Origin of the sequence: Aeromonas sp. PI_26, from assembly GCF_027854445.1 — a bacterium.
Taxonomy (GTDB): domain Bacteria; phylum Pseudomonadota; class Gammaproteobacteria; order Enterobacterales; family Aeromonadaceae; genus Aeromonas; species Aeromonas veronii.
Genome location: NZ_JAJNOE010000001.1, coordinates 320,052 through 345,999, shown reverse-complemented (window position 1 = coordinate 345,999; position 25,948 = coordinate 320,052). Strand labels below are relative to the sequence as shown.

Sequence of the window (25,948 nt, the reverse complement as noted above, 5' to 3'; positions counted from 1 at the left end):
TAGCATCTCATATGGGGCTTTTGTCCCGCTCAAGACATTCATCCTGTCTTGCCTGTTGCCGGATGCAGCAGTCTCTTGTGCCACGGAGTCGCACGGGATCAGGTTCAAGGCCGAACACACCACCGACAGAGACGTCACTTATGATCAAAAAACTGATTCTTTCTACCCTGCTGTTTTGCGGGATCGCCACGGCGGCCCCGACCCCTGCCCCCACCTCCACCCTGGATGCCGTACTCGAACGCGGCGTGCTGCGAGTCGGCTTCGATGCAGGCTATCAACCCTTCGAGATGACCAACAAGCAGGGCCAATACATCGGCTTTGATGTGGATCTCGCCAAGATGGTCGCCAAAGAGATGGGCGTGAAGGTCGAGTTCGTCAACACCGCCTGGGATGGCATCATTCCGGCGCTGCTGACCAACAAGTTCGACGTCATCATGGGCGGCATGACCGTCACTCCCCAGCGCAACCTGCGGGTCAACTTCGCCGATCCCTACATCGTGGTCGGCCAGACCATAGTCCTGCGCAAAGAGAAGGCGGGCGAAATCAAATCCTTCACCGACCTCAACGACCCGAAATACAAGATCGCGGTCAAGCTCGGTACCACCGGCGAGCAGGCAGTCAAGCGCCTGATCCCCAAAGCTACCCTGCTGCAGTTTGAAACCCAGGATGACGCCAAGCTGGAAGTGATCAACGGCAAGGTCGATGCGTTCGTCTATGACCTGCCCTACAACGCTATTTTTGCCTCCCAGAATCAGGGCGCCGTAGTACACCTCGACAAGCCGTTCACCTTCGAGCCGCTGGCCTGGGCCATCCGCAAAGGGGATCAGGACACCCTCAACTGGTTCAACAACTACCTGCGCCAGATCAAGGGCGATGGCAGCTACGACCGTCTCTACAAGAAGTGGTTCGAATCCAACGCCTGGCTGAATCAGCTCAAATAACCTCCGGGGGGCGGCACATGCCGCCCCTGCACCACGCAGCTCCCCACACAATAACGAGAAGAGGTTGTGACTGTGCACACACCCAAACCGACAAGACAGATGGAAAAACAGCCCAATCAGCTGCTCTGGCATGGGGTTTTCCTGCTGATGCTGCTGGTTGCCGTATTCGGCATCTACAAGGCTGTCCAGTCAGTGGATTACACCTGGCGCTGGGAACGCATTCCCCAATACATCGCCTATCAGGCGGAGCAGAAGAATGTCGCCGAATTTGACGGCACCGTGATGGCGGGCACCAGCGAGGCCGAGAAGGGCAAGCTGTTCCTGCAAGACGATCTCGACCCCAATGTGCGGCAAGCCATCGCCAGCACCGGCGTACAAGTCGCCGAAGGGGATACCGTTTTTCGTGGCGATACCCTCGACACCCAACTAAGCTGGACCGCAGGCCCCATCGCATGGGGCGTCTGGGTCACCGTCAAGCTCTCGCTGGTAGCAGGCATCTTCGCCATCCTGCTCGGCACCCTGGCCGGGCTGGCGCGTCTCTCCCCCAATCCGGCCCTGCGCAATCTGGCGGTCACCTACGTTGAGCTTATCCGCGGCACGCCGCTGCTGGTGCAGATCTTCATCGTCTACTTCTTTATCGGCACCGTGCTGAACCTCGACCGCTTCACCGCCGGGGTCGCCGCGCTGGCCGTCTTTACCGGGGCCTATGTGGCGGAGATCGTCCGCGCCGGTATCAGCTCCATCCACAAGGGGCAGATGGAGGCTGGCCGCAGCCTGGGTATGACCTCCGCCCAGACCATGCGCTATGTCATTCTGCCGCAGGCGTTCAAGCGGGTACTGCCACCGCTGGCAGGCCAATTCATCAACCTGATCAAGGACTCCTCGCTGGTCTCGGTCATCTCCATCACCGACCTGACCAAGGCGGGTCGCGAGGTGGTGAGCTCCACCTTCAGTCCCTTCGAGGTGTGGTTTACCGTCGCCCTGCTCTATCTGGTGCTGACCGGCACCCTCTCCTTCCTGGTACGCCGTCTCGAGGTGAAATATGCGAAAAGCAACTGATCCCATCATCAAAGCGACCGGCGTAGAGAAGTTCTACGGTAGCGAAGTGCACGCCCTGAAAAATGTCAGCACCGAGGTGGCCGAAGGGGAAGTGGTGGTGATCGTCGGCCCCAGCGGCTCGGGCAAATCCACCTTCCTGCGCACCCTCAACCAGCTGGAGACCATCAACGACGGCAATATCGTGGTCGACGGCATCTGCCTGACCGAGCCGGGCGATGTCAACAAGCTGCGGGAAGAGGTAGGTATGGTGTTCCAGTCCTTCAACCTCTTTCCCCACCTGACGGTGCTGGATAATATCTGCCTCGCCCCTCAGAAGGTGCGTGGCCTGTCGCGCCGTGAGGCCGAAGACAGAGCCAAGGCGCTGCTGCTGAAAGTGGGGCTGTCGGTGAAAGCGGCCAGCTATCCCTCCCAACTCTCCGGCGGTCAGCAACAGCGGGTGGCCATCGCCCGGGCGCTCGCCATGCAGCCACGCATCATGCTGTTTGACGAGCCCACCAGTGCGCTCGACCCCGAGATGGTGGGGGAAGTGCTGGATGTGATGAAGGGGCTGGCTCGTGAGGGGATGACCATGGTGGTGGTGACCCACGAGATGGGCTTTGCCCGTGAGGTAGCGGATCGGGTGCTTTTTATGGAGAGTGGCGAACTGCTGGTGGATGAAAAACCGGCCGATTTCTTCGACAATCCCCCCTCCCCACGCCTGCGCCAGTTCCTGAGTCAGGTACTGTAGCCAACACGCTCTGCTGGATAAACGAAGAGGGACCGCAAGGTCCCTCTTCTTGTGCGTCACGCTGAGCAGGCTTAACCCAGCTGAACCCGAGTGCCCCTCTCATCGGCTCAGCGCGGGGACTTTCCCAGATAGCGCTCCACGATCACTTTCACTCCGTCACGTTTTTTGAGCTGATAGAGCTCCTTGTCAAACTGGTCGATAAAGGCCTGTTTGTAGGGGTACTCCCCCTTGCGGCTATAGCCGAGAAACCCCTGCTCCTTGCTGAGTACCGGCCCCTGTTTGAGCAGGGACATATCGGCCACTGCCAGCTGATCGGCCTTTATCATGTTGAGTAACTCATAGAGCAGGGAGAGGCGATCATTGATGGTGCAATCGACCCGGCCGCGGACAATCTTGAGCAGGTTCTCCCGATTGCTTTTCACCTCCTCCACGTCGATCTGCTTCTCTTTTACTGCCTGCCAAAAGGCATCGCCGCCGACGGCAAAACCGGCGTTCATGCCAAAGCGTAAACCATGATAGTCGAGCGGAAACCTGGCCTGCGGGGTATTGGCCGCCACACTGGCGCCGCACATCACCACCAGCTCTTCATCCAGCATCGGCTGGGAGTAGGGCCACATATAAGGGCGGGTGTCGGGCATGTAGTAGGGTGGAAAAATGGCGAAGGCAGTCCCCTGCTCCACCATGCTCAGACCGCGCCGCCACGGCATGGGCTTGAGCACCACCTCATAGTCAGGCATGGCAGAGGTCACCTCGCGGATAATGTCGGCATAGATCCCCCTGACCTCCTCCCCCTCCTGCCAGGAGTAGGGGGGATAGGCGGCATCCGCCAGGATCTCGACCCGGGTCTTGGCGTGCGCCATCATGCACAACCCCAGCAACAAGCAACACCAGACGCGCATAAGCCAGCACCTCCTGAAAAAGCCTGCATCAAGCATAGCCATCCGCTGCGCCTTCCTCTGCTGCCGCGCCATATTTCATGCCATCTCTTCGTCGGCAGAAAATGTTAATGAAATATTAAAACCATCCTTTATGCTGGAGAGCAATTGCTCTGAATGGATGGCCGCATATGAATGTGCAACTGCTTCTGCTCTACCTCTCCCCGGTTTTTCTGGCCTTTATCGGCTGGGAGATGCTCTACCTGCGCAAACATGGCGCTGCCTTTCCCACCGCCACCTACCAGTGGCGGGATCTGTTCGCCAACGCCGCACTGGCCCTGATGCACCAAGGGGGCGATGCGCTGGCGGCCATCGCCATTGCTTATCTGTATGACACCCTCTGGGGCTGGCGACTGTTCGATATCGAGCTGAATCTCTGGAGTGTGCTACTGCTGTTCCTGTTGCAGGACCTCTGTTACTGGCTGTTCCACTTCACCAGCCACCATGTTCGCTGGCTGTGGGCCTCCCACGTGGTGCACCACAGCTCGGAGCGGCTCAACCTCTCCACCGCCTTTCGCCAGAGCCTGATGTATCCCATCTCCGGCATGTGGTTGTTCTGGATCCCGATGATTGTCATCGGCTTCCCGCCCGAGGCGGTGGTCGCCACCGTGCTGCTGAGCCTCGGTTTCCAGTTCTTCGTCCACACCCAGGTGGTGGGCAAACTCGGCTGGCTGGAGTGGATCTTCAACACCCCCTCCCACCACAGGGTGCACCACGCCAGCAACGCCAAGTACATAGACCGCAACTTTGCCGGGGTGCTGATCATCTGGGATCGGCTGTTTGGCACCTTTGTCGAGGAAGACCCGGCCGAGCCATGCCGCTTCGGCATCACCAAGCCGATCCACAGCTTCAACCCCCTCACCCTCACCTTCCATGAGTGGCGCGACATGCTGCGTGACGCCCGTGGCCTGCCCTGGCGACAAAAACTCGCCGTGCTATTTGGCAAACCGGCCGGCCCCGCCAGTCGCTGAACCTTCGCCCCGAATAGCAACTCCCGGATAGCAAGCCCCTGATAACCAGTCCCTGATAACAAGAGAGCGCCACTGTGGCGCTTTCTTTTATGGTCAGTCATATCTTCGATATCAGAGATGGGCGAACGACCAGACGGCGGGGATCAGGCTCAGCAAGGTCACTCCGGCCAACAGCCGTTCGCGACCGCTCAGGCAAAGATCTGTGCCCAGCTGACGGCGGCTGTAGAGAAACAGCAGCAGACCCGGCCCGTAGAGCAGCAAGGAGAGCAGCAGATACTCCACCCCGGCAGCATAGAGCAGCCAGAAGCCGTAACCGCTCGACACCAGCGCCACCGCCCGCATCAGACCGCGGCCCTGCCCGCTCTCCCCCTTCTTGCTGAACGAAAGCTTGAGCAAGAACAGGCCGATCAGCAGGTAAGGCACCAGGATCATCGAGGTGGAGATAAGCAGCAGGCTGGTGTAGCCCTTGCCGAGCAGCCACACCAGCAGCAGGCAAGTCTGCACCGTCAGGCTGGTGAGCCAGAGCGATGCGATAGGCGTCCCGTTGCGGTTCTGGCGCCGGAAGATGGCGGGAAACGCACCGTGGCGGGCTGCGCTGAACGGTACCTCGGCCGAGAAGAGGGTCCAGCTCACGTAGGAGGCAAGCACCGAGACGATAAGGCCGACGCTGATGAGCAGCTTGCCCCATGAGCCGGTCATCTGGGCCATCAGCCCTGCCATGGAGGGGTTGGGCAGCGCCGCCAGCTCGGGTCGGCTCAATATTCCGAGCGCCAGCACCGAGATAAGCACATAGAGCAGCAGTGCCAACACGACCCCCAGTACGGTGGCCGTGCCCACATCCCGCCGTTTTCTGGCGCGGGCCGACAGCACTGCAGCCCCCTCGATGCCGGTGAAGACCCAGAGGGTGATCAGCATGGTGTTGCGCACCTGCTCGGAAACCGGCACCGCCAGGCTACTGCCCTGCTGATCCGCCGCGAAGGTGACCGGATCGAACCAGTAGCAGGCAAACAGAATAAACAGCAGCAGCGGCAGGCTCTTGGCCAGGGTCGCCACCAGATTGAATAGCGCCGCCTGCTGCACGCCGCGGGCCACCAGCAGGTGCACAGCCCAGAGGATGCAAGACTCGCCGACAAACGCCGCCAGGGTGTTGCCCTCACCAAACCAGATCTGCTCGGGGGTGTCGACAAAGCTGCCCAGCGCGGCAAAGGCGATCACCAGATAGCCCACCACGCCGATGGTGGCACAGAGCCAATAACCCCAGGCGGAGAAGAAGCCCACCAGATCGCCAAAACCGGCGCGGGCGTAGCTGTAGATACCGCCATCGAGATCCGGCCTGAGTCGCGACAGATAGAGAAAACTCATGGCGAGCGCCAGGATGCCCACACCCGTCACGCCCCAGCCGATCAGCACGGCGCGGGCGCCAGCCACCTCGGCCATATTCTGGGGCAGGCTGAAGATCCCCGCCCCCACCATGGAGCTGAACACCAGCGCGGTGAGAGACCAGAGCCCAATCTTGTTCTCTTTCATGGAAGCTCCTTAGCGCAACCGGCGGCTCAGCGCCTGAATATGCTCGGGGCCGATGCCGCAGCAGCCGCCAATGAGGCTCGCGCCGGCCGCGCGCCAGCGCTCGGCCCAGCCGAGATAATCCAGCGGCCCCAGATCGGCACGGATCTCGTCCAGCCCGTCGTTGGCGGTGGCCTCCTTGGGTTGCGGCGGGAAGGCGTTGGCATAGGCACCGAGCCGAATGTCGCTGCGACCCAGCGCCTGCAATCGGGCGCGAGCAACCTCGAGGGCCCCCTCGATCACCTCGGGCTGACAGCAGTTGAACAGGATGGCATCGATTCCAGCCGCCACCAGCGAGGTTACCGCATCGGCCACCCGCTCGCCGGAGCGCAGTCGCGGCTCGTTGCCCGGCGCCTCATCTTCCAGCGTGAAGGAGACCCATAACGGCTTGCCATCGTCAGGCAACAGCGCTTTCAGGGCCAGTGGCTCGGCAATCAGGCTCATGGTCTCGGCCAACCAGATATCCACATAAGGGGATAACGCCCGGATAAGCGGTGTCGCCAGCTCGCTCACCCGGTCCGCCTTGAACAGGTCGGCACGGTAGGAGCCAAAGAGCGGCGGCAGAGAGCCCGCCACCTGCACGGCGCCCTTCTGCGCGTCAGCCACCTCACGGGCCAGCTGACCAGCCAGCGCTGCCAGCCCCTCCCCTTCGGCAAAGAAACGCTCATCGCCGATATGAAACGGCACCAGCGCATAGCTGTTGGTGGTGATGACCCTGGCTCCGCTCGCCACATAGGCCTGATGCACGTCGCGCACCGTCTCTGGCGCCTCCATCAAGGCCAGCGCCGACCACTCCGGCTGACGAAACGGAGCTCCCCGCCGTGCCAGCTCGCGCCCCATACCCCCATCCAGCACCCACAATTCCCTGGTTTCCATCTGTCGTGTCTCTTTGTTTTATGCGTTGTTTATTTGCGTATTTATCTGTTTGTTTTGCTGATCTGTGGTTTCGCATGAATCGCTGCAGATCGTCCTGCTTCATCCTGGGAAGCCCTTTTATTATGTAGCCATAAAAACATATAGATACCTAGACGGCCAAAGCAAGATAAAACAAAGTGCCACGGGCGGCAATCAGTATCAGCAGAAATCAGCGTGCAAACGGCGAGGCAAACGCAGAAATGCAAGAGGCCACCCGAAGGTGGCCTCATCACTATCTTGATCCGCTGGCGACTTAACGCCCGGCCAGCACTCGCTTGATCTGCTTGACCCAGTCGGAGACCCGACCCTGCTGCGGCAGACCGCGCCAGATCTGCTCCCACTGGGCAGGGCTGAGCGGACGACCGAGGCGACGCTGCACGCCGGCATAGAGGTAATCATGGGCCGTGGTGGCAGCATGCTCGGAGGTGAGGAATTTGGAGACCGGATCGGTCAACCGCACATCCCGCATGCCGAGCAGCGGATAGTCATTGTGCACCGCCGCCAGCATGGTCTCGCGCATGGCGGACTCGATATAACCACGGGCAAACAGGGCGGTCACCGACTCCAGCGACCCCTGATCCGGGCCATGGTACTGCTCGTCAAAGACCGGGCTCGGCTCTGCCATGCCGCTTTGTACCACCGCATCGGGATCCGGTTGCGGCACGACCACGGCAGGCTTGGGGGCAACCGGCTTGGCTGCCACTGTGGCTTTGCGCGGCGCACTCTGACTACAGGCACCCAGTGCCAGGGCGAGCGCGACACAGGCCAGCGCACGGGAATGAGAATGCATCTTCATGACTCTTATGTCGCTCCTTTTACGATTCCTGAGCTGGCTTCTCGGCCACAGCCGGTTCGACCCGGGTAACCAGCAGCTGATCAATCTTGTAACTGTCGATATCGACCACTTCGAACTTGTAACCGGCGTATTTGACCGAGTCAGTGCGCTTGGGGATCTTGCGCAGCATATACATGATAAAGCCGGCGATGGTCTCGTAGTTCTGGTTCTCGGGGAACTCTTCGATATCGAAGGCGCGCATCACGTCGGAGATGGGGGTCACCCCGTCCACCAGCCAGGAGTTCTCGTCGCGCTGGACGATCTGCTCTTCCACCACGTGGGTGGCCCACTCGCCCATGACGGTACTCATCAGGTCATTCATGGTGACAATCCCCACCACCAGCGCGTACTCGTTCATCACCACTGCAAAGTCGCCACGATGATTCTTGAAGTACTCCATCGCCTCATAGAGGTTCAGGGTATCGGGGATGATGATGACGTTCTGCACCAGGTTGCCACCGATCAGGTCGATGCTCTGCCCGCCGATAACGCGGATCAGCAGCTCTTTGGCATCGACAAAGCCCTTGATGCTGTCGAGGTTGTGGTCACAGACCAGAAACTTGTTGTGGGGATGTTCGGCGATCTTCGCCTTGATGCTCTCTTCACTCTCTTGCAGGGTGAAGTAGATGAGGCTCTCGCGGGCCGTCATGGCAGAGGTGACACCAAGGGACTGCAACTCGAACACGTTCTCGATGAGCTGATGCTCCTCGCGCTGGATAACCCCCGCCTCGGCACCGGCATCCATCACCGCATAGATATCGTCGGAGGTGATCTCGTCGTTACGCACCGTGGAGACGCGCATCAGACGGAACAGGGAGTTGGCCAATCCGTTGAAGATCCACACCAGCGGCATCAGCACGGTGACGAAGAAGAGCATGGGGCGCACCACCACCACTGCAATCTGCTCGGGCATGGTCATAGCCAGACGCTTGGGCATCAGATCGGCGATCAGGATAAACATGCCGGTGACGAACACGAAGGAGGCACCGGAGCTGATCTCGCCAAGCCAGGGCCCTTGGTAGAACTGGGAGACAATCCCCTTGATGGCGGGGTTGAGGGCAGACTCACCCAGGATACCGCCCAGAATGGCGACGGTATTGAGGCCAATCTGCACCACGGTGAAAAAGTTGCCCGGTTGGGCCTGCAGGGCCAGCACCTTTTCGGCCTGGCGATTACCTTCATCCGCCATCACCTGCAATTTGATTTTGCGAGACGCGGCGAGAGAGATCTCGGAGAGGGAGAAGAACACACTGCCGCCAACCAGCAGCATTAAAAAGAACAAACTATCGGCAAAACTCATGATTAACCTATTGCTACACCCGCCTTAGCACAAGACGGCAAACTGGGCCCGGGAGACCGGACCGTGAGCCCATCCGGGACTCACACAGGGGGAGTATTCTATCAGAAAACAGCCAGTTGGGGGCTTTATCTTACTCCGACCAGTTATGCAACAAAAAAGGCGCTTCACGCGCCTTTTTATTCACTTCCGGTTAGCCCTTGCCCAGCAGGGTGCCCAGATCGTCCGCCTTGGTGTGGCGCACATCCTTGCCTTTCACGTAGTAGACGATGTACTCGCAGATGTGCTGGCAGCGATCGCCGACCCGCTCGATGGCTCGCGCCGCCCACAGGACGTTGAGCACCTGGGGGATAGTGCGGGGATCTTCCATCATGTAGGTCATCAGCTCGCGGATGATGGACTCGTACTCGCGGTCTACCTTGTCATCTTCCTTATAGACAGCCAGCGCCGCATCCAGATCCATGCGGGCGAAGGCGTCGAGCACATCGTGCAGCATCTTGATGGTACGACGGCCCATGTTCTCCAGCGACACCAGCGGCGGCTGCGGCTTGTTGGCGTTGTCGGTCAGCATGCGTGCGATCTTGTCGGCCACGTCGCCAATGCGCTCCAGATCGGTGATGGTCTTGATGATGGCCATCACCAGTCGCAGGTCGGAGGCTGTCGGCTGACGCTTGGCGATGATGCGGGTGCACTCCTCATCGATCGCCACTTCCATCGCGTTGACCTTGTGGTCGTTGGCCACGATTTTACGCGCCGCATCGAGATCCTGATCGTGGATCGCCGCAATGGCGTCGGTGAGCTGCTGCTCCACCAGACCGCCCATCACCAGCACCTGGTTGCGCACGCTCTCTAGCTCGGCATTGAACTGACCGGAGATGTGTTTATTGAGGTTCATATTGTCCATACAAATAATCCTTGATTGCTCCGATTATGCCTTAGCCGTTGAACCGACTGCCAATCTGTTTGCTGAGATTCATCCTCTCCTCTCCTTAGCCGTAACGACCGGTAATGTAATCTTCGGTCTTTTTCTTGGCTGGGGTGGTGAAAATGGTGTTGGTATCCGAGTACTCGATAAGCTCGCCCATATACATAAAGGCGGTCTGATCCGACACTCGCGCAGCCTGTTGCATGTTGTGGGTCACGATCACCACGGTGAACTGGCTCTTGAGCTCGTTGATCAGCTCCTCGATGGTGAGGGTGGAGATGGGGTCGAGCGCCGAGGTCGGTTCATCGAGCAGCAACACTTCCGGCTCGATGGCGATGGCACGGGCGATCACCAGACGCTGCTGCTGACCACCGGAGAGACCGAAGGCGTTGTCATGTAGACGATCCTTCACCTCGTCCCACAGGGCCGCACCGCGCAGGGAGCGCTCGGCCGCTTCATCCAGAGTGCGACGATCGTTGATCCCCTGCAGGCGCAGACCATAGACCACGTTCTCGTAGATGGACTTGGGAAACGGGTTCGGGCGCTGGAACACCATGCCCACCTGACGGCGCAGGGCAGAAACATCAACGCTCTTGTCATAGATGTTGTGGCCGTGCAGTTGGATTTCCCCCTCGATGCGGCAGATCTCCACCAGATCGTTCATCCGGTTGATGCAGCGCAGCAGGGTCGATTTGCCACAGCCTGACGGGCCGATAAAGGCGGTCACCTGCCCTTTGGGGATCTTCATGTTGACGTTGAACAGCGCCTGCTTGCTGCCGTAGTACAGGTTGAGATCCTTCACCTCCAGCGCGGTCTGCTCCGGGGTCAGGTTGAGCAGGTCCAGCGCGGTGTGCTGGGTAGACGTGGTCGTTACGTTGATCATCTGTTACCTCAAAATCTATCTGGAGTGGCCGGACTGCTGCCGGCGCCCCTCACGTATTGGTGCAGAGAGATGGCGGCTCGCGCTCGGCCGCCCCTCTGTTATCTCACTCTTGTATCACTCAAGCGGCGCCGGATTAATGCTCCAGCGACCGGAATTTCTCGCGCAAGTGGTTACGAATACCGATAGCGGTCAGGTTCAGACCCACGATCACCGTCACCAGCAGGAAGGAGGTGGCGTAGACCAGCGGGCGGGCCGCCTCGACGTTGGGGCTCTGGAAGCCGACGTCATAGATGTGGAAGCCCAGGTGCATGAACTTGCGCTCCACATGCAGATACGGGAAGTTGCCATCCATCGGCAGGGTCGGTGCCAGTTTCACCACCCCTACCAGCATCAGCGGCGCCACTTCACCGGCTGCACGGGCAATCGCCAGAATAAGGCCGGTCATGATGGCCGGGCTCGCCATCGGCAGCACGATGCGCCACAGGGTCTCGGCCTGGGTCGCGCCCAGTGCCAGCGAGCCCTGACGGATGGTGCTCGGGATCCGCGCCAACCCCTCTTCTGTGGAGACAATCACCACCGGCAGGGTCAGGATGGCCAGGGTCAGCGCCGACCAGATCACACCGGGTGAGCCAAAGGTCGGGCTCGGCAGCGCTTCCGGGTAGAACAGCTGGTCCAGCGAGCCACCGAGTGTGTAGACGAAGAAGCCCAGACCAAACACGCCGTAAACGATGGAGGGCACGCCCGCCAGGTTGATCACCGCAATGCGGATAAGCTTGGTCAGACTGTTCTTGCCCGCATACTCGTGCAGATAAACCGCGGCCACCACCCCCAGCGGGGTCACGATGATCGCCATCAGGATAACCATGAAGACGGTACCGAAGATGGCCGGGAACACCCCGCCCTCGGTGTTGGCTTCGCGAGGCTCACCGGAAACAAACTTGCCAATCTGATGGAACCAGTGACCCACCTTGGCCAGCAGGCTCATGTCGTTGGGCCATACCACGTCCAGTACCTTGGACATCGGCATGGTCACCAACTCGCCACGCATATCCTTGACGGTGATGGCGTCGCGATCGGCTTGGCTACGCAGGGAGAAGAGCTCTTTTTCCAGCACCTGATAACGCTCGTTGAGGGCCTGACGCTCACTGGCCAGCTCCACTTTGAGCTGATCGGTCAGCTCATTTTCGAGCTCTGCTTTACGTTCCTTGAGGCGCAGCTTCTCTAATTGGTAGTTGATGGCGCCAATGGGGCCTTTTTGCAACTCGTTGGCTTGTTCAGACAAACCGTTGCTTCGAGCCAGCATCCGCTTGAGCACTTTGTGCAAATCTTGCTCATGCACTACGCCATCTTCCTTGGCCTCTACCACATAGCCATAGAAGTTGCCGTTGGTAGTACGCTCTATCATTGCCATCTCGACAGGAAGAGCCTGAGACTTGATATCAGTCTCCAGAACCCAGCGAAAATCGAGGTCAACGAACTCGCGGTTGCCGGTCTTGACCAGATAACGGGTCAAAACCTCACGTTCTTCACCTTCCAATGGCAATCCTGCGGCTCGCAGGCGTTCAACCGGCACCAGCTCACTGTCATTGATTTCACCAACCAACACACTCTTGTTACCGCTGGCGTCTTCCAGTTGCCACTCATAGATAGGGTGGGGCCAGAAGTAGACCAGACCACGCCAGCCGATCAGCAACAACAGACCCAGTACCGCTACCAGGCTCAGGCTGACGGCACCGCCGGTCATCCAGATCCAGGGGGCCCCTGATTTAAACCACTTACCCATTGTCGATTCCTTGCCCGTTACATGGAGCTGTATTTTTCACGCAACCGCTGGCGGACAAACTCGGCCAGGGTGTTGAAGAAAAAGGTGAACACAAACAGTACGAAGGCCGCGAGGAACAGCACTCGATAGTGGGAGCTGCCCACTTCCGACTCCGGCATCTCCACCGCAATGTTGGCGGCGAGGGTACGCAACCCCTGGAACATGGAGAAGTCCATGATGGGGGTGTTACCAGTGGCCATCAGTACGATCATGGTCTCGCCCACGGCGCGGCCAAGGCCCATCATCACCGCAGAGAAGATGCCCGGGCTCGCGGTGAGGATTACCACCCGGCTCAGGGTCTGCCACGGGGTGGCCCCCAGCGCCAGCGAGCCCTGAGTCAGATGCTTGGGCACCGAGAAGACCGCATCTTCAGCAATAGAGAAGATGGTGGGGATGACCGCAAAGCCCATGGCGATACCGACCACCAGCGAGTTGCGCTGGTCAAATTTGATCCCCATTACATTGGTGAGCCAGCTACGGGTATCACCACCGAAAAACGCATTTTCGACGACAGGACTGAGAGTAAGAGCCATCCAGCCAATCAGAATAACGACAGGGATCAGCAAGACGGCTTGACTGCCCTCAGGCACACTTTGCTTGAGAGTGTCAGGCAACAGATGCCATAGCAGAGCTGCAAGCAGCATCCCCATCGGCAACATCACCAGCATCATAAAAATGCCCGGCAGGTAATCTTCCACAATGGGAGCAAGCCACAAACCAGCCAGGAAGCCGAGGATGACGGTTGGCAATGCCTCCATGATCTCGATGGTCGGTTTAACAAACTTGCGCATCCCCGGAGACATGAAGTAGGCGGTATAGATGGCACCGGCAATCCCGAGTGGTACAGCAAACAACAGCGCATAAAAAGCGGCTTTGAGAGTACCAAACGAAAGGGGTACCAGACTCAGCTTGGCTTCAAAGTCGTTGCTGGCGGAGGTGGATTGCCATACATACTGGGGCTCCGGATACCCTTCGTACCATACCTTTTGCCACAGGGCAGACCAGGTCACTTCGGGGTGATCATTCTCAACCGTAAACAACTTGAAGGTGTCGCCTTGCTGCATCAACAGTGCATTGTGGCGTGGAGAGATGGCCAGGGCAGAAAGTTCCCCCCCTTCTACTGTCTCGGTCAGCAGCTTGGTCTCGCCTGTGGCGTGGAAGAAGCTGATGATGCCGTCCTTGTCGGCACTGATGAAGCCTTTGCGAAAGTGCTCGGGAGTCAACAGATCCACAGCGCCATCACCCTTGAAATCACGGATCTGGGTGAACTGACGTTTGCCATCCTTTGCCACTTCAAACCACTGGGAGATGACGCCGTTGTCATTACCTACCAGCAACGAAGAAGCGCCTGCCAGCAGCTCGACCCGGGTCACGTTGGCGTTGGTGGCATTGATCTCCAGCACGTTGCGCAGGGAGATTTCGCTCAGGTTATGAATGTCATAGACGGAGAGACGATTTCCCTGACGTACAAAGAGGATCCGCAGATTGGGGGTCAGCAACATCTGATCCACATGACGCGGCAAAGAGGGAATCGTGTAGTTTTCACTGCTCCACTCAATCTCCCCGGAGATGAAGTTCTCCTCGCCGCTCATCACAGTCATCACGCCACGACCATCTTCGGTCACGGCAGCGGTCGCCATCTTGTCCTTGGTGGCTTCGAACACCATCCGTTGCAGCGCCTTCCCTTGCGGGTCGATCACCACAGGCTCTTCGCCGAAGGGATATTTCAAGCTGGGTTCAATCACCCGCACATCGTTGGGATAGGAGACCTTGAACGCAGGCTGGACAACCAGTGCCTTGCCATCGGCAAAGCCGTAGGCAATCAGCTTTTGGCCCGGCGCCGGCGTTGTGGCCGTGCTGATGTCGCCAGCAACCTGGGCTTGGCCCAGTGACTGGCCAACCTTGATCTTGTCATCTCCTTGTAGCGCGAAGAAGTTGACCTGACCTTTATCGCTGAAGCGATAGCCGATCTCGTTCTGCTCTTCCATGCCGAGCCAGGCTGTCTTCCCTGCGACGGGCAGGGTAAACGAGGTGGCCGGCTCCATGGAGGCGCCATTGAAGATGGGTTTCACCACATAGAGCAGATAAAAGAAGATTAGCAGCAGCGCCACCAGTACCAGGGCTCCGCCTGTGGTGACGCCATATTTGGCCAATTTATCCTTGATCCGGCGTTTTCTACTGCCCGCCATGACCAGGTTTAACGATTCCGATGACATGCAAGACCTCAATGTAAGCTAGGCTTCGCGGCATTATATGGCGGTTGCATGACAGTTTTGTTACATCGAGAGCGCTTTAACAGAGGTTGTTAGCGGAAAAATGAGAGGGGATCCTTTCGAAGGAGAGAGAGCATAATATATTGTTTATAAAGGAATATTTATGAGGGCAATCAGCAGGACAGCCTGCACTGCCCCCGAATAATTCAGAAAAGGGTATCGTTTGATTGTTGCAGCGCCAGTTTGGCCGCCTTTTTCTCGGCGCGGCGGCGCTTGAAGAAGGACGACAACTGAGCCGAGCAGGCATCGGCCAGCACGCCGCCGGTCAGCTCGACTCTATGATTGTGGCGCGGGTCCTGCAAGATCTCGAACACCGACCCCGCGGCACCGGTCTTGAGATCTCGGGCGCCGTAAACCACCCGCTTGACCCGGCTATGGATCAGCGCACCGGCACACATACAGCAGGGCTCCAGCGTCACATAAAGAGTGGTGTCGAGCAGGCGGTAGTTCGCCAGCTGCTTGCCCGCCGCCCGGATCGCCATCACCTCGGCATGGGCACAGGCATCGTGTTCGCTGATGGAGCGGTTCCACCCCTCTCCCACCACCTGACCATCCAGCACCAGTACGGCACCGACCGGGATCTCGCCAATCCCTTCGGCCCGGGCGGCCAATGCCATGGCATGGCACATCCACTGTTCGTCCTGCTCGGTCTGACTCGGTATTTCTGGGACCTCTGATGGTTTCACGCCCATCCCCTCTTTATATTGTTCAATTGTGCTGTTTACATTCCAGCTATCCATACCTGTCAGATGAATCCATAGATAGCAGGCATGATAGCTCGCGGTGACAGGGCGGCGATTATGCCAAATCTGCACGTCAGACCCAAGCCGCATCCCGACTGAGCAATAAAGAAGCAATCGGCATCTCTATGATAAAAAAGGAGTTGCACCCGTTTGGTCATGCTATTAGACTTCCTTCCCGTCAGCCGAGTCTGACTCCGTCGGTGTGTAGCGCAGCCAGGTAGCGCATCTGCATGGGGTGTAGAGGGTCGGAGGTTCGAATCCTCTCACACCGACCATTTTCCCCGAGAATAGCCCAGTCAAACGACTGGGCTATTTTTTTGCCTCCGATTTATCCTCCTGACGATGCCTACCTATCAAGCACAAAAAACACTCAGAACCACTTGAATCTTTTTGCCGAACTCATTAAGATGCGCAACTTTCCGCCGGTAGACAACACAGGGAGGTGGAAACACGAGTGAAGGGATCACTGTCCGGCTTGCGTGCAACACAGGACCAGGCATGAACCAAAACACCGATTTCGCACCCGCCATTACGCTTTATTCCGTTCCTCACGACACCCCTTGCCACACCGAAAGCGAAAATGAACAGGTCATCCAGCTGGATGTGATCGATCTTGCCGAACCGGATGATGACTATTGAGCCCGGCCAGATGGCCGCTCATCACCAGCACATCGTCTGTTCAACTCTCTCCGTTTCAGGCCCTTGGCGAGAAATCTGCAAAAAACGACAAACTGCTAATTCTATCAAGGATGGCAGTATTATTGACTGATGTATCTCCCCCTTTCCTCCCCGGCATTCCCCCCGACAACTGATACAAACCTACGTTATTGCGCTTCACTTTCCATCGTTGCAACCGCTGGTGCCAACAGAGCCTGCATCACCACGCCAAGTTTAAAACGCGCGTTCACCAATCAGGTCTAGCAATAGCAAAACATTCATTGCCACATTCAAACGCACTTTATACGGCTGTTTTGGCAAAGCCTGGAGTTAGGTCGGGATTTGTTTTTGCATTTGTAATTTTATTACGTAATAAGTTACAAAATGAGGGGCAGGGTAACGGCCCAAATTAGCCGTTGTCAGATGGGAAAAAGCAGGAGCATAACCATCTGCGTAGAGCTTTTATACCAACCCAATAAAGCAATAAAAAACATCAACTTAACCATATCCAAAAAACAGGTGTTTAAAAAAAACTGTTGACGTACTCAACAATATTTCGCACCTTATCAATCGTGTTACCCCGTTGCTGCGGGAACGTTTCAAGAACAGGGATTCGACTTTAGTCGTAGTTAGTAAGTTCAAAATGTAATTCTCAAAGGAGTGAAACTTATGTCGGCACCGGCTCAGACCCACTGCAGCGCCCGCCTTCGCATCCAGGGCGAGATGCTGCCCGAATACGCGCAAATTCTGACGCCGGACGCGGTGGCTCTGGTCTCCGAACTGGTGGAACGTTTTGCTCCCCAAAGAGGGGAATTGCTGAAACAACGTGTGGCACGCCAGGCCCGTATCGATGGCGGCGAGCTGCCGGACTTCCTGCCGGAAACCGCCCACATCCGTGAAGGTGACTGGACCATTCGCGGCATTCCCGCCGACTTGCAAGACCGCCGTGTGGAGATCACCGGCCCGGTCGAGCGCAAGATGGTGATCAACGCCCTCAACGCCAACGTCAAGGTGTTCATGGCGGATTTCGAGGATTCACTGGCTCCCGCCTGGAACAAGGTGATCGAGGGCCAAATCAACCTGCGCGATGCGGTCAACGAGACCATTTCTTACACCAGTCCGGAAGGGAAGGCTTATACCCTGAATGCCGATCCGGCCGTCCTTATCTGCCGGGTGCGTGGTCTGCATCTGCCGGAAAAACATGTCACCTTCGATGGCGAGCCCATCCCAGGCGGCCTGTTCGATTTTGCCCTCTACTTCCTGCACAACTATCAAGCGCTGCTGGCCAAAGGCTCTGGCCCCTATTTCTACGTGCCCAAGCTGCAGAGCCATCTGGAAGGGCGCTGGTGGAGCGAGGTATTCGCCTGGACCGAGGACAAGTTTGGTCTGCCCCGCGGCACCATCAAGGCCACCGTGCTGATTGAAACCCTGCCGGCCGTGTTCGAGATGGATGAGCTGCTCTATCAAATGAAGGATCACATCGTTGCGCTGAACTGCGGCCGCTGGGACTACATCTTCAGCTATATCAAAACCTTGAAGAACCATCCGGATCGGGTACTGCCTGATCGTCAGGTGGTGACCATGGACAAGCCGTTCCTCTCAGCCTACTCGCGGCTGCTGATCAAGACCTGCCACAAGCGGGGTGCGCTGGCGATGGGCGGTATGGCGGCCTTTATTCCGGCCAAGGATGCCGCCGTCAACGAGCAGGTCTTCGCCAAGGTCAAAGCGGACAAGGAGCGCGAAGCCAACAACGGCCACGATGGCACCTGGGTCGCCCACCCTGGCCTGGCCGATACCGCCATGGCGGTGTTCAATGCCACCATTGCGGCTGGTGCCAAGAACCAGATCGGCGTGCTGCGTGAGCAGGATGCCCCCATCACCGCCGCCGACCTGCTGGCACCCTGTGAGGGCGAGCGCACCGAGGCGGGGATGCGCACCAATATCCGGGTTGCCCTGCAATATCTGGAGGCCTGGATCAACGGCAACGGCTGCGTGCCCATCTACGGTCTGATGGAAGATGCCGCCACCGCCGAGATCTCCCGTACCTCCATCTGGCAGTGGATCCGCCACGGCAAGAGCCTGTCGAATGGCAAGGTGGTGACCAAAGAGCTGTTCCGCCAGATGCTGGCCGAGGAGCTGGAGGTGGTCAAAGCCGAGGTGGGCGCCGCACGCTGGCAAGCAGGACGCTTTGCCGAGGCGAGTGAACTGATGGAAGAGATCACCTGCGCCGACACCCTGATCGATTTTCTGACGCTGCCCGGTTACGAGCGGCTCTGAATCACGGGCCCCCAGCGGGGCTCGCCAATAACAAGTCAATGGAAACGTGAAATCAATGAAAGAGGGAACTGATATGGCACTGACCCGTGAGCAACAGATCCAGGCTATCGAGAAAGACTGGGCGGAAAACCCCCGCTGGAAAGGGATCAAGCGCGGCTACAGCGCCGAAGATGTGGTGAACCTGCGCGGCAGCTTGCAGCCGGTGCACACCCTGGCCCAGCGCGGTGCCGACAAGCTGTGGGGCCTGATCCACGGCGACGCCAAGAAAGGCTACGTCAACTGCCTCGGCGCCCTGACCGGTGGTCAGGCGGTGCAGCAGGCCAAGGCGGGGATCGAGGCGATCTACCTCTCCGGCTGGCAGGTGGCGGCGGATAACAACTTGTCCTCCACCATGTATCCGGATCAGTCCCTCTACCCGGCCAACTCTGTACCGTCCGTGGTGGAGCGCATCAACAACTCCTTCGCCCGTGCCGACCAGATCCAGTGGGCCAACAAGGTAGGACCGCAGGACGAGGGTTTTATCGACTACTTCCTGCCTATCGTGGCCGATGCGGAAGCCGGTTTCGGTGGCGTATTGAACGCCTTCGAACTGATGAAGGGAATGATTGAAGCGGGCGCCGCTGGCGTGCACTTCGAAGATCAGCTCGCTTCCGTCAAGAAGTGTGGCCATATGGGCGGCAAGGTGCTGGTACCGACTCAGGAAGCGGTGCAAAAGCTGGTTGCCGCCCGTCTGGCAGCCGATGTGTGCGGCACCACCACCCTGGTGATCGCCCGTACCGACGCCAACGCCGCTGACCTGCTGACCACCGACGCCGACCCGTACGATGCAGACTTCCTGACTGGCGAGCGCACTGCCGAAGGGTTCTACAAGGTGCGTGCCGGTATCGATCAGGCCATCGCTCGCGGTCTGGCTTACGCCCCCTACGCCGACATGGTGTGGTGTGAAACCGCCAAGCCGGATCTGGACGAAGCGCGTAAATTTGCCGAAGCAATCAAGGCCAAGTTCCCGGATCGCATCCTGGCCTACAACTGCTCCCCGAGCTTCAACTGGAAGAAGAATCTGGACGATGCCACCATCGCCCGCTTCCAGCAGGAGCTCTCCGATATGGGTTACAAGTACCAGTTCATCACCCTCGCGGGTATCCACAACATGTGGTTCCACATGTACGAGCTGGCCTACCAGTACGCCCGTGGCGAAGGGATGAAGCACTACGTCGAGATGGTGCAGGAGCCGGAATTTGCCGCCGCCAGCCGTGGCTACACCTTCGTGGCCCACCAGCAGGAGGTCGGTACCGGTTACTTCGACAAGGTGACCACCGTCATTCAGGGTGGCCAATCCTCGGTCACCGCGCTGACCGGCTCCACCGAAGAAGATCAGTTCCACTAATAAAAAAGCTGCCTTGAAATAGCAAAACCCCGGCCTGAAGCCGGGGTTTCTTTTTGAAAGACCCTTCTCCCGAAGGGAGAAGGAACAAAGCGATAGAACCTCTTCACGGTCTGTGACGAGAGGCCGTCAGCAAGGTGAAGAGCAGCACATGAGCCTTGCTCACGGCCTCACAGTAAGAACGTGGCCAGGTTCTCAGAGCTCGAGGATCTCTTTGACAAAGGGAATTGTCAGCTTGCGCTTGGCGCGAAATGAGGCGTTGTCGAGCTGATTGAGGGTGGTGAGCAGGGTGCGCATATCGCGGGAGAGTCGGTTGAGCAGGAAGCGGCCCACATCGATGGGCAGTTTGAAGCCCCGCAGCTCGGCACGCAGCTGCAGGGCACTGAGCTTGCCTTCGTCATCCAGCTCTTCGAGATGGAAACTCACCCCCCAGTCAAGGCGCGAGGCGAGATCCGGCAATTGCAGCCCCAGTTTGCGCGGCGCGCTGCAGCCAGTGACCACCAGCGTGCCCTCGCCCTTCTCCTGCCAGCGGTTGTAGAAATCGAACAGCGCCCGCTCCCACACGGCATTGCCGGCGATCGCCTCAAGGCTGTCGAGACAGACCAGCGGCAAGCTTTCGAGGGCGTCGAGCATGCTGGGATCGAGCTGTTCAAATTGATCGAGGGAGAGATAAGCGGCTGCGGCGTCGCGGGCATTGACCTCGGCACAGGTGGCGTGGAGCAGATGAGAGCGTCCGGATCCCTTGGCTCCCCAGAAATAGAGGAAAGGTGATCCCTGACCGATGGCCGCGTTTTTGAGGGCGGTGATCAGATGAGCATTGGTGCCGGGATAAAAACTGACGAAGGTTTCATCATCCGGTAGTTGTACGGCTAAAGACAGTTGGGCCGGTTGCTTCACTCGTTGGGCTTTGACTGTGACATTTGTGGCTAAGTGTATCATCGCAAAGGCAGATAGAGAACCGCCCGGGCAAGCCGGGCGGTCTACAAAAGCCTTATAAAATCAGGGCTGCGACCATTGGTAACGCAAACCGCTGCCATTATCGTCAACCTTGCGCAAACGACTCTCAAGCTGCAGCGCCCGTACCAGCTCGGCCTGATCTCCTTGCAGGGTGAAGTTGAAGGTAACCTGGTCCCCCTCCAGCTTGCCGATCGCCACCTTGCTGACGTTTGCCATCCCCTGCAGCATCTTCTGCACGGCAATCATGCTGTCCACTTCGGAGAGGCCATCTACCACCAGGGTCTGGCTGGTTGCCGGACCAGAAATGCGGGCACCGTAGTTTTTCACCAGCCAGGCCGCCAGGGTATCGGCAAACCCTTGCGCCACTTCGGCCTGAGAGCCGGTGCTATTGCCACGGGTCAGCTCGGCCACTTCACCGGCCGCTTTGGGGCCGTAGAGTCCCCAATCGATGCTCCACTGGTCACCTTCCGGTGTCAGCTTGCCCAACACCACCATCTCGGCGCCATAGCGCTGGCTTGCCTGCAAAATCGGGTCGGCAAAGCGTCCCCAGACGTCGGTGGCACTGACCGCCATGTTGTCATCGAGATCCATCAGCGGAATGCTGATGGGTAGCCCCAGCGTCTGGGCCTGCTCGCGCAAGGCTTGCGCCCAACCATCGCTGGATTGATCCGCCAGCAGGCGACGCTCCCCCTGATCCACCACCAGCCAGATGGCCATTTGGGGACGAGCCGGGCCAAGCAGGGCAAACTGGCTCTCGGAAACCAGGCTGTTGACCTTGTCACTCTTGAACTCGGCTTTCAGATACTTGACGGAGTCCTGATCCTGATAACCATAGCTTTTGACATAGTCGCCCGGGGCCGCCAGCGCCTTGACCACCACCGGCTGGGTGAGGATGTCACGCTTGCCGGTCACCTTGATCAGCACCTGACCCAGTGCCTGCCCCTGAGCGGCCACCATGTCACCACTGGTCGGGGCCTTGCCCTGATAGAGGTCGGTCACCTGAGCGGCCGAGGCCATGAATGACAAGCCGCAGCAGAGGGCGGTCACAACACTTTTGAACATGAACAGAGTCTCGAAATGGGAGAGTGTGCTTATGGTAGCGGCAAGGCGCATCCTGCGGCAAGGCTGGCACAAGCGGCCACAAACAGCAGAGCCGGCGATGCGCCGGCTCCGATCACCCCTTCCACATGGGAAGCGGGTCAAGGCATTAACTTATTTGGTACCGAAGATCTTGTCGCCTGCATCGCCCAGACCCGGCACGATGTAGCCTTTCTCGTTCAGCCCCTGGTCGACAGAAGCGCAATAGAGCTCTACGTCAGGGTGAGCGGCTTCCAGCGCCTTGATCCCTTCCGGCGCGGCAACCAGTACCAGCACCTTGATGGATTGGCAGCCTTTCTTCTTCAGCAGATCGATGGTGGCGATCATGGAACCACCGGTGGCCAGCATCGGATCGATGACCAGCGCCAGACGCTCTTCGATGTTGCTGACGATCTTTTCGAAATAGGGAACCGGTTGCAGGGTCTCTTCATCACGGTAGATACCGACCACGCTGACGCGGGCGCTCGGCATGTGCTCCAGCACGCCATCCATCATGCCAAGGCCGGCACGCAGGATAGGTACGACGGTTACCTTCTTGCCTTTGATCTGGTCAACTTCTACTGGCCCATTCCAGCCATCGATGATAACCTTCTCGGTTTCGAAGTCAGAGGTCGCTTCATAGGTCAACAAACTGCCCACTTCTTTGGCCAGTTCACGGAAACGCTTGGTGCTGATATCGCCTTCACGCATCAGACCGATCTTGTGTTTGACCAGGGGGTGTTTGACTTCAACGACTTTCATTATTATCTCCTCTAACCTGCCGCAAAAAAATCGCGGAATCATACAACAAAAGCCACCGCTTGTAGAGCATTTCCGCGCAAAAACGCGCAAACGATTTCCTTTCTGGTTTTTCACCGCCACTGTTAGAATACGCCCCGAATTTTACCCTCCACTTCTTTACATGACGGGGAATACTCGTGACTGACAAAACCTCACTGAGCTACAAGGATGCTGGCGTAGATATCGATGCCGGCAATGCACTGGTTGAACGTATCAAGGGCGTGTCAAAGCGCACTCGTCGTCCTGAAGTCCTTGGTGGTCTTGGCGGCTTTGGGGCCTTGTGTCAAATCCCTGCGGGCTACAAGGAGCCGGTACTGGTCTCCGGTACCGATGGTGTGGGCACCAAGCTGCGGCTGGCCATCGACCTGAAGAAGCACGACACCGTGGGCATCGATTTGGTGGCCATGTGCGTCAATGACCTGATCGTACAGGGCGCCGAGCCGCTGTTCTTCCTCGACTACTATGCAACCGGCAAGCTGGACGTGGACACCGCAGCCGCGGTAGTCACCGGGATCGGTGCCGGTTGCGAGCAATCAGGCTGTGCCCTGGTGGGCGGCGAGACCGCCGAGATGCCGGGTATGTATGAAGGGGAAGACTACGACATCGCCGGTTTCTGCGTCGGTGTGGTGGAGAAGAGCGAAATCATCGACGGCAGCAAGGTCGGTGAAGGGGATGCCCTGATCGCCCTGGCTGCCAGCGGCCCTCACTCCAACGGCTTCTCCCTGATCCGTAAAATTCTGGAAGTCTCCAAAGCCGACGTGCATCAGCCGCTGGGTGACACCACTCTGGCCAACGCCCTGCTGGAGCCGACCCGCATCTATGTGAAACCTGTGCTCAAGCTCATCAAGGAGTGCGAGATCCACGCCCTCTCCCACATCACCGGCGGTGGCTTCTGGGAGAACATCCCCCGTGTCCTGCCCGCCAACACCCAAGCGGTGATCGATGAGCAGAGCTGGCAGTGGCCGGCGGTGTTCAGCTGGCTGCAGCAGGCTGGCAACGTCACCCGTCACGAGATGTATCGCACCTTCAACTGCGGCGTCGGCATGATCATCGCCCTGCCCGCCAACCAGCTGGAGAAGGCGCTGACCCTGCTCAAGGCAGAAGGCGAGAACGCATGGCACATCGGTCATATCGCCAAGGCAGCAGACGGTGAGGAGCAGGTCGTCATTAAATGATGCGGATCCTCGTCCTAATCTCCGGCAGCGGCAGCAACCTGCAGGCGATCCTCGAGCACTGCGCCAGCGGCAAGATTGCCGGTGAAGTGGTCGGCGTCATCAGCAACAAGGCCGATGCCTATGGTCTGGTTCGCGCCAAAGAAGCGGGGGTGGCGACCTCTATTCTGGCCCAGCAGCAGTTTGCCAGCCGGGAGGAGTATGACGCCGCCCTGCTGGCGCTGATGGCAGACTATCAGCCGGATCTGGTGGTGCTGGCCGGGTTTATGCGGATATTGAGCGGCGATCTGGTGCGCTATTTCGCTGGCAGAATGCTCAATATCCACCCCTCCCTGCTGCCCAAGTATCAGGGCCTGCACACCCACCAGCGCGCCATAGATGCCGGTGACAGTGAACATGGCGCCAGCGTCCACTTCGTGACCGAAGAGCTGGACGGGGGCCCGGTGATCCTGCAGGCCCGCGTGCCCATCTTTGAAGGGGACACGGCGGAGGAGGTAGCGGCACGGGTACAGGCGCAGGAACACAGCATCTATCCGCTGGTGGTACGCTGGTTCTGCGAAGGCAGGCTGCAGATGGTGGACGGCGCCGTGCAACTGGATGGCGCCCTGCTGGGCCCCGCGGGTTACGCCTGCGAGTAAGCAGACGTCTTGTCGAAATGTGAAAAAGGAGGCCGATGGCCTCCTTTTTGTTTCCTGAATTTTCCCACCACAGGCACAGGCTTAAACCTGTTCACGACCTGCAGCGAGAAACCGTCAACAAGGTTACAAGCTGCCCAGGAACCGGAGCGTATGGACATACGTGAGCACTCTTTGCTGTATACATAAGCGAGCAGCACATGAGCCTTGATCACGGTTTCGTAGCCAGATCGTGGACAGGTTTAGACCGGATTGTCGATATCGATAAAGGTGACATCCAGCCCATGCACAGTCGCCAGCCACTCCCCCAGCGCCTTGACGCCGTAACGCTCGGTGGCGTGATGGCCCGCGGCGTAGAAGTGCATCCCCATCTCGCGAGCGGTGTGAATGGTCTGTTCAGAAGCCTCGCCAGAGATAAAGGCATCGATGCCCTGCTCCGCCGCCAGATTGATGTAGCTCTGACCGCCGCCGGTGCACCAGGCCACGGAACGAATTAGCTCTGGGCCGCTGTCGCCACAGTGGAGCGGCTCACGACCGAGACGCTCGGCAATCAGCTTGGCAAAATCGCTGCCGCTCATCGGCTCTTCCAGCTTGCCCACCATGGCGACGCTCTTGCTGTTCCACGGCTCCAGACCGCGACGCACCTTGATGTCGAGCAGCTTGGCGAGCTGGGCGTTGTTACCCACTTCGGGGTGGACATCCAGCGGCAAATGGTAGGCAAACAGGTTGATATCGTGGGTCAGCAGGGTCTTGAGCCGACGCTGCTTCATGCCGGTGATCTGGGCCGGTTCACCGCTCCAGAAGTAGCCGTGATGGACCAGAATGGCATCGGCCTCGGCAGCCACCGCCGCGTCGATAAGCGCCTGACTGGCGGTGACACCGGTCACTACCTTGCGAATACGCTCACGCCCCTCCACTTGCAAGCCGTTGGGGCAGTAATCCTTGATGGCGTGCGGTTCAAGCAGATGGTTCAGTACGGTTTCGAGTTTTCGATGAGAGATCATAGGGGTCCCTTATTAAGGCTCGGTCCCCTGCTTTACCAATAAAAACAGGGCCCAGGCTCAAAGCGCCAAGGGCCCCATGATAATCGAGCCGGGCC

Annotated in this window: 23 protein-coding genes and 1 tRNA gene; 10 read left to right on the top strand and 14 right to left on the bottom strand. The window is 58.6% G+C overall.

What is annotated here, in order from left to right:
- Positions 1-140: 140 nt before the first annotated feature.
- The 3 genes from LRL22_RS01515 to LRL22_RS01505 all read left to right on the top strand — a co-directional run bounded on the left by LRL22_RS01515 (position 141) and on the right by LRL22_RS01505 (position 2,727).
- Positions 141-941 carry a transporter substrate-binding domain-containing protein gene (locus LRL22_RS01515; protein ID WP_005334079.1) on the top strand — a complete coding sequence of 267 codons (801 nt, stop codon included), beginning with the start codon at positions 141-143 and terminating at the stop codon, positions 939-941.
- A gap of 99 nt (positions 942-1,040) precedes the next feature.
- Entirely contained in the window at positions 1,041-2,000 is a 960-nt protein-coding gene (locus LRL22_RS01510; RefSeq protein WP_041235028.1) for an amino acid ABC transporter permease, read from the top strand.
- Positions 1,984-2,727: an amino acid ABC transporter ATP-binding protein gene (locus LRL22_RS01505; RefSeq protein WP_158113263.1), complete on the top strand. Its 744-nt coding sequence runs from the start codon at positions 1,984-1,986 to the stop codon at positions 2,725-2,727. Before LRL22_RS01510 ends, LRL22_RS01505 begins: the two co-directional genes overlap by 17 nt.
- A 107-nt stretch (positions 2,728-2,834) precedes the next feature.
- Here the strand turns inward: LRL22_RS01505 and LRL22_RS01500 are convergent, their stop codons facing one another.
- A complete protein-coding gene (locus LRL22_RS01500) occupies positions 2,835-3,626 on the bottom strand; it encodes a substrate-binding periplasmic protein (protein ID WP_005334089.1) in 792 nt (263 codons plus the stop codon).
- A 167-nt stretch (positions 3,627-3,793) separates the two neighbouring features.
- Here LRL22_RS01500 and LRL22_RS01495 point away from each other — a divergent pair, with 167 nt between their 5' ends.
- On the top strand, positions 3,794-4,633 hold the full coding sequence (locus LRL22_RS01495; RefSeq protein ID WP_270904543.1) for a sterol desaturase family protein: 840 nt from the start codon (positions 3,794-3,796) through the stop codon (positions 4,631-4,633).
- A 111-nt stretch (positions 4,634-4,744) separates the two neighbouring features.
- Here LRL22_RS01495 and LRL22_RS01490 read toward each other — a convergent pair whose 3' ends face one another.
- The 9 genes from LRL22_RS01490 to tadA form a co-directional block, all read right to left on the bottom strand.
- Entirely contained in the window at positions 4,745-6,160 is a 1,416-nt protein-coding gene (locus LRL22_RS01490) for a basic amino acid/polyamine antiporter (RefSeq protein WP_270904542.1), read from the bottom strand.
- Between the two features lie 9 nt (positions 6,161-6,169).
- Positions 6,170-7,072 (bottom strand): homocysteine S-methyltransferase family protein, encoded by a 903-nt coding sequence (locus LRL22_RS01485; RefSeq protein WP_270904541.1) that lies wholly within the window; start codon positions 7,070-7,072, stop codon positions 6,170-6,172.
- 292 nt (positions 7,073-7,364) lie between these two features.
- On the bottom strand, positions 7,365-7,907 hold the full coding sequence (locus LRL22_RS01480; protein ID WP_236768606.1) for a hypothetical protein: 543 nt from the start codon (positions 7,905-7,907) through the stop codon (positions 7,365-7,367).
- 19 nt (positions 7,908-7,926) lie between these two features.
- Positions 7,927-9,246 (bottom strand): hemolysin family protein, encoded by a 1,320-nt coding sequence (locus tag LRL22_RS01475; RefSeq protein WP_270904540.1) that lies wholly within the window; start codon positions 9,244-9,246, stop codon positions 7,927-7,929.
- Between the two features lie 190 nt (positions 9,247-9,436).
- Complete coding sequence (gene phoU, locus LRL22_RS01470; RefSeq protein WP_005334097.1) at positions 9,437-10,147, bottom strand: phosphate signaling complex protein PhoU; 711 nt, start codon at positions 10,145-10,147, stop codon at positions 9,437-9,439.
- Positions 10,148-10,232: 85 nt separating this feature from the next.
- Positions 10,233-11,051 (bottom strand): phosphate ABC transporter ATP-binding protein PstB, encoded by an 819-nt coding sequence (gene pstB, locus LRL22_RS01465; protein ID WP_005334102.1) that lies wholly within the window; start codon positions 11,049-11,051, stop codon positions 10,233-10,235.
- A 133-nt stretch (positions 11,052-11,184) separates the two neighbouring features.
- Positions 11,185-12,834, bottom strand: coding sequence for a phosphate ABC transporter permease PstA (gene pstA, locus LRL22_RS01460; protein ID WP_270904539.1), 1,650 nt, complete (start codon positions 12,832-12,834; stop codon positions 11,185-11,187).
- Positions 12,835-12,851: 17 nt separating this feature from the next.
- Positions 12,852-15,089, bottom strand: coding sequence for an ABC transporter permease subunit (locus LRL22_RS01455; protein WP_069527165.1), 2,238 nt, complete (start codon positions 15,087-15,089; stop codon positions 12,852-12,854).
- A 203-nt stretch (positions 15,090-15,292) separates the two neighbouring features.
- The gene (gene tadA / locus LRL22_RS01450; protein ID WP_425292785.1) at positions 15,293-15,838 is read right to left on the bottom strand and encodes a tRNA adenosine(34) deaminase TadA; all 546 of its coding nucleotides are present in this window, start codon (positions 15,836-15,838) and stop codon (positions 15,293-15,295) included.
- Between the two features lie 249 nt (positions 15,839-16,087).
- Between tadA and LRL22_RS01445 the strand changes: the two genes are divergently transcribed.
- From LRL22_RS01445 to aceA, 4 genes are all read left to right on the top strand, one after another.
- Positions 16,088-16,164, top strand: a tRNA-Pro gene (locus tag LRL22_RS01445).
- A 223-nt stretch (positions 16,165-16,387) separates the two neighbouring features.
- Positions 16,388-16,528, top strand: a complete 141-nt coding sequence (locus tag LRL22_RS01440; protein ID WP_005334106.1) for a hypothetical protein — start codon at positions 16,388-16,390, stop codon at positions 16,526-16,528.
- 687 nt (positions 16,529-17,215) lie between these two features.
- On the top strand, positions 17,216-18,823 hold the full coding sequence (aceB, locus tag LRL22_RS01435) for a malate synthase A (RefSeq protein ID WP_270904537.1): 1,608 nt from the start codon (positions 17,216-17,218) through the stop codon (positions 18,821-18,823).
- A 73-nt stretch (positions 18,824-18,896) separates the two neighbouring features.
- Entirely contained in the window at positions 18,897-20,210 is a 1,314-nt protein-coding gene (gene aceA, locus LRL22_RS01430; RefSeq protein WP_005344572.1) for an isocitrate lyase, read from the top strand.
- A 192-nt stretch (positions 20,211-20,402) separates the two neighbouring features.
- Here the strand turns inward: aceA and hda are convergent, their stop codons facing one another.
- The 3 genes from hda to upp form a co-directional block, all read right to left on the bottom strand.
- Positions 20,403-21,104, bottom strand: coding sequence for a DnaA inactivator Hda (hda, locus tag LRL22_RS01425; protein ID WP_021231044.1), 702 nt, complete (start codon positions 21,102-21,104; stop codon positions 20,403-20,405).
- A gap of 102 nt (positions 21,105-21,206) precedes the next feature.
- Complete coding sequence (locus LRL22_RS01420; protein ID WP_270904536.1) at positions 21,207-22,226, bottom strand: DUF2066 domain-containing protein; 1,020 nt, start codon at positions 22,224-22,226, stop codon at positions 21,207-21,209.
- Positions 22,227-22,376: 150 nt separating this feature from the next.
- Positions 22,377-23,003 carry a uracil phosphoribosyltransferase gene (gene upp / locus LRL22_RS01415; protein WP_005334115.1) on the bottom strand — a complete coding sequence of 209 codons (627 nt, stop codon included), beginning with the start codon at positions 23,001-23,003 and terminating at the stop codon, positions 22,377-22,379.
- A gap of 176 nt (positions 23,004-23,179) precedes the next feature.
- Between upp and purM the strand changes: the two genes are divergently transcribed.
- Both purM and purN read left to right on the top strand, forming a co-directional pair.
- Positions 23,180-24,217, top strand: a complete 1,038-nt coding sequence (purM, locus tag LRL22_RS01410) for a phosphoribosylformylglycinamidine cyclo-ligase (RefSeq protein ID WP_021231046.1) — start codon at positions 23,180-23,182, stop codon at positions 24,215-24,217.
- Positions 24,214-24,852, top strand: coding sequence for a phosphoribosylglycinamide formyltransferase (purN, locus tag LRL22_RS01405; protein WP_270904535.1), 639 nt, complete (start codon positions 24,214-24,216; stop codon positions 24,850-24,852). The genes purM and purN overlap by 4 nt, the downstream gene beginning before the upstream one ends.
- 239 nt (positions 24,853-25,091) lie before the next feature.
- Here purN and LRL22_RS01400 read toward each other — a convergent pair whose 3' ends face one another.
- On the bottom strand, positions 25,092-25,853 hold the full coding sequence (locus tag LRL22_RS01400) for a Nif3-like dinuclear metal center hexameric protein (RefSeq protein ID WP_058056054.1): 762 nt from the start codon (positions 25,851-25,853) through the stop codon (positions 25,092-25,094).
- Positions 25,854-25,948 lie beyond the last annotated feature (95 nt).

What these genes read in the sequence shown, in the direction of transcription:
- LRL22_RS01515 (WP_005334079.1), top strand. Translation starts at nt 141, where the DNA reads ATGATCAAAAAACTGATTCTTTCTACCCTGCTGTTTTGCGGGATCGCC.
- LRL22_RS01510 (WP_041235028.1), top strand. Translation starts at nt 1,041, where the DNA reads ATGGAAAAACAGCCCAATCAGCTGCTCTGGCATGGGGTTTTCCTGCTG.
- LRL22_RS01505 (WP_158113263.1), top strand. Translation starts at nt 1,984, where the DNA reads ATGCGAAAAGCAACTGATCCCATCATCAAAGCGACCGGCGTAGAGAAG.
- LRL22_RS01500 (WP_005334089.1), bottom strand. Translation starts at nt 3,626, where the DNA reads ATGCGCGTCTGGTGTTGCTTGTTGCTGGGGTTGTGCATGATGGCGCAC.
- LRL22_RS01495 (WP_270904543.1), top strand. Translation starts at nt 3,794, where the DNA reads ATGAATGTGCAACTGCTTCTGCTCTACCTCTCCCCGGTTTTTCTGGCC.
- LRL22_RS01490 (WP_270904542.1), bottom strand. Translation starts at nt 6,160, where the DNA reads ATGAAAGAGAACAAGATTGGGCTCTGGTCTCTCACCGCGCTGGTGTTC.
- LRL22_RS01485 (WP_270904541.1), bottom strand. Translation starts at nt 7,072, where the DNA reads ATGGAAACCAGGGAATTGTGGGTGCTGGATGGGGGTATGGGGCGCGAG.
- LRL22_RS01480 (WP_236768606.1), bottom strand. Translation starts at nt 7,907, where the DNA reads ATGAAGATGCATTCTCATTCCCGTGCGCTGGCCTGTGTCGCGCTCGCC.
- LRL22_RS01475 (WP_270904540.1), bottom strand. Translation starts at nt 9,246, where the DNA reads ATGAGTTTTGCCGATAGTTTGTTCTTTTTAATGCTGCTGGTTGGCGGC.
- phoU (WP_005334097.1), bottom strand. Translation starts at nt 10,147, where the DNA reads ATGGACAATATGAACCTCAATAAACACATCTCCGGTCAGTTCAATGCC.
- pstB (WP_005334102.1), bottom strand. Translation starts at nt 11,051, where the DNA reads ATGATCAACGTAACGACCACGTCTACCCAGCACACCGCGCTGGACCTG.
- pstA (WP_270904539.1), bottom strand. Translation starts at nt 12,834, where the DNA reads ATGGGTAAGTGGTTTAAATCAGGGGCCCCCTGGATCTGGATGACCGGC.
- LRL22_RS01455 (WP_069527165.1), bottom strand. Translation starts at nt 15,089, where the DNA reads ATGTCATCGGAATCGTTAAACCTGGTCATGGCGGGCAGTAGAAAACGC.
- tadA (WP_425292785.1), bottom strand. Translation starts at nt 15,838, where the DNA reads ATGGGCGTGAAACCATCAGAGGTCCCAGAAATACCGAGTCAGACCGAG.
- LRL22_RS01440 (WP_005334106.1), top strand. Translation starts at nt 16,388, where the DNA reads ATGAACCAAAACACCGATTTCGCACCCGCCATTACGCTTTATTCCGTT.
- aceB (WP_270904537.1), top strand. Translation starts at nt 17,216, where the DNA reads ATGTCGGCACCGGCTCAGACCCACTGCAGCGCCCGCCTTCGCATCCAG.
- aceA (WP_005344572.1), top strand. Translation starts at nt 18,897, where the DNA reads ATGGCACTGACCCGTGAGCAACAGATCCAGGCTATCGAGAAAGACTGG.
- LRL22_RS01420 (WP_270904536.1), bottom strand. Translation starts at nt 22,226, where the DNA reads ATGTTCAAAAGTGTTGTGACCGCCCTCTGCTGCGGCTTGTCATTCATG.
- upp (WP_005334115.1), bottom strand. Translation starts at nt 23,003, where the DNA reads ATGAAAGTCGTTGAAGTCAAACACCCCCTGGTCAAACACAAGATCGGT.
- purN (WP_270904535.1), top strand. Translation starts at nt 24,214, where the DNA reads ATGATGCGGATCCTCGTCCTAATCTCCGGCAGCGGCAGCAACCTGCAG.
- LRL22_RS01400 (WP_058056054.1), bottom strand. Translation starts at nt 25,853, where the DNA reads ATGATCTCTCATCGAAAACTCGAAACCGTACTGAACCATCTGCTTGAA.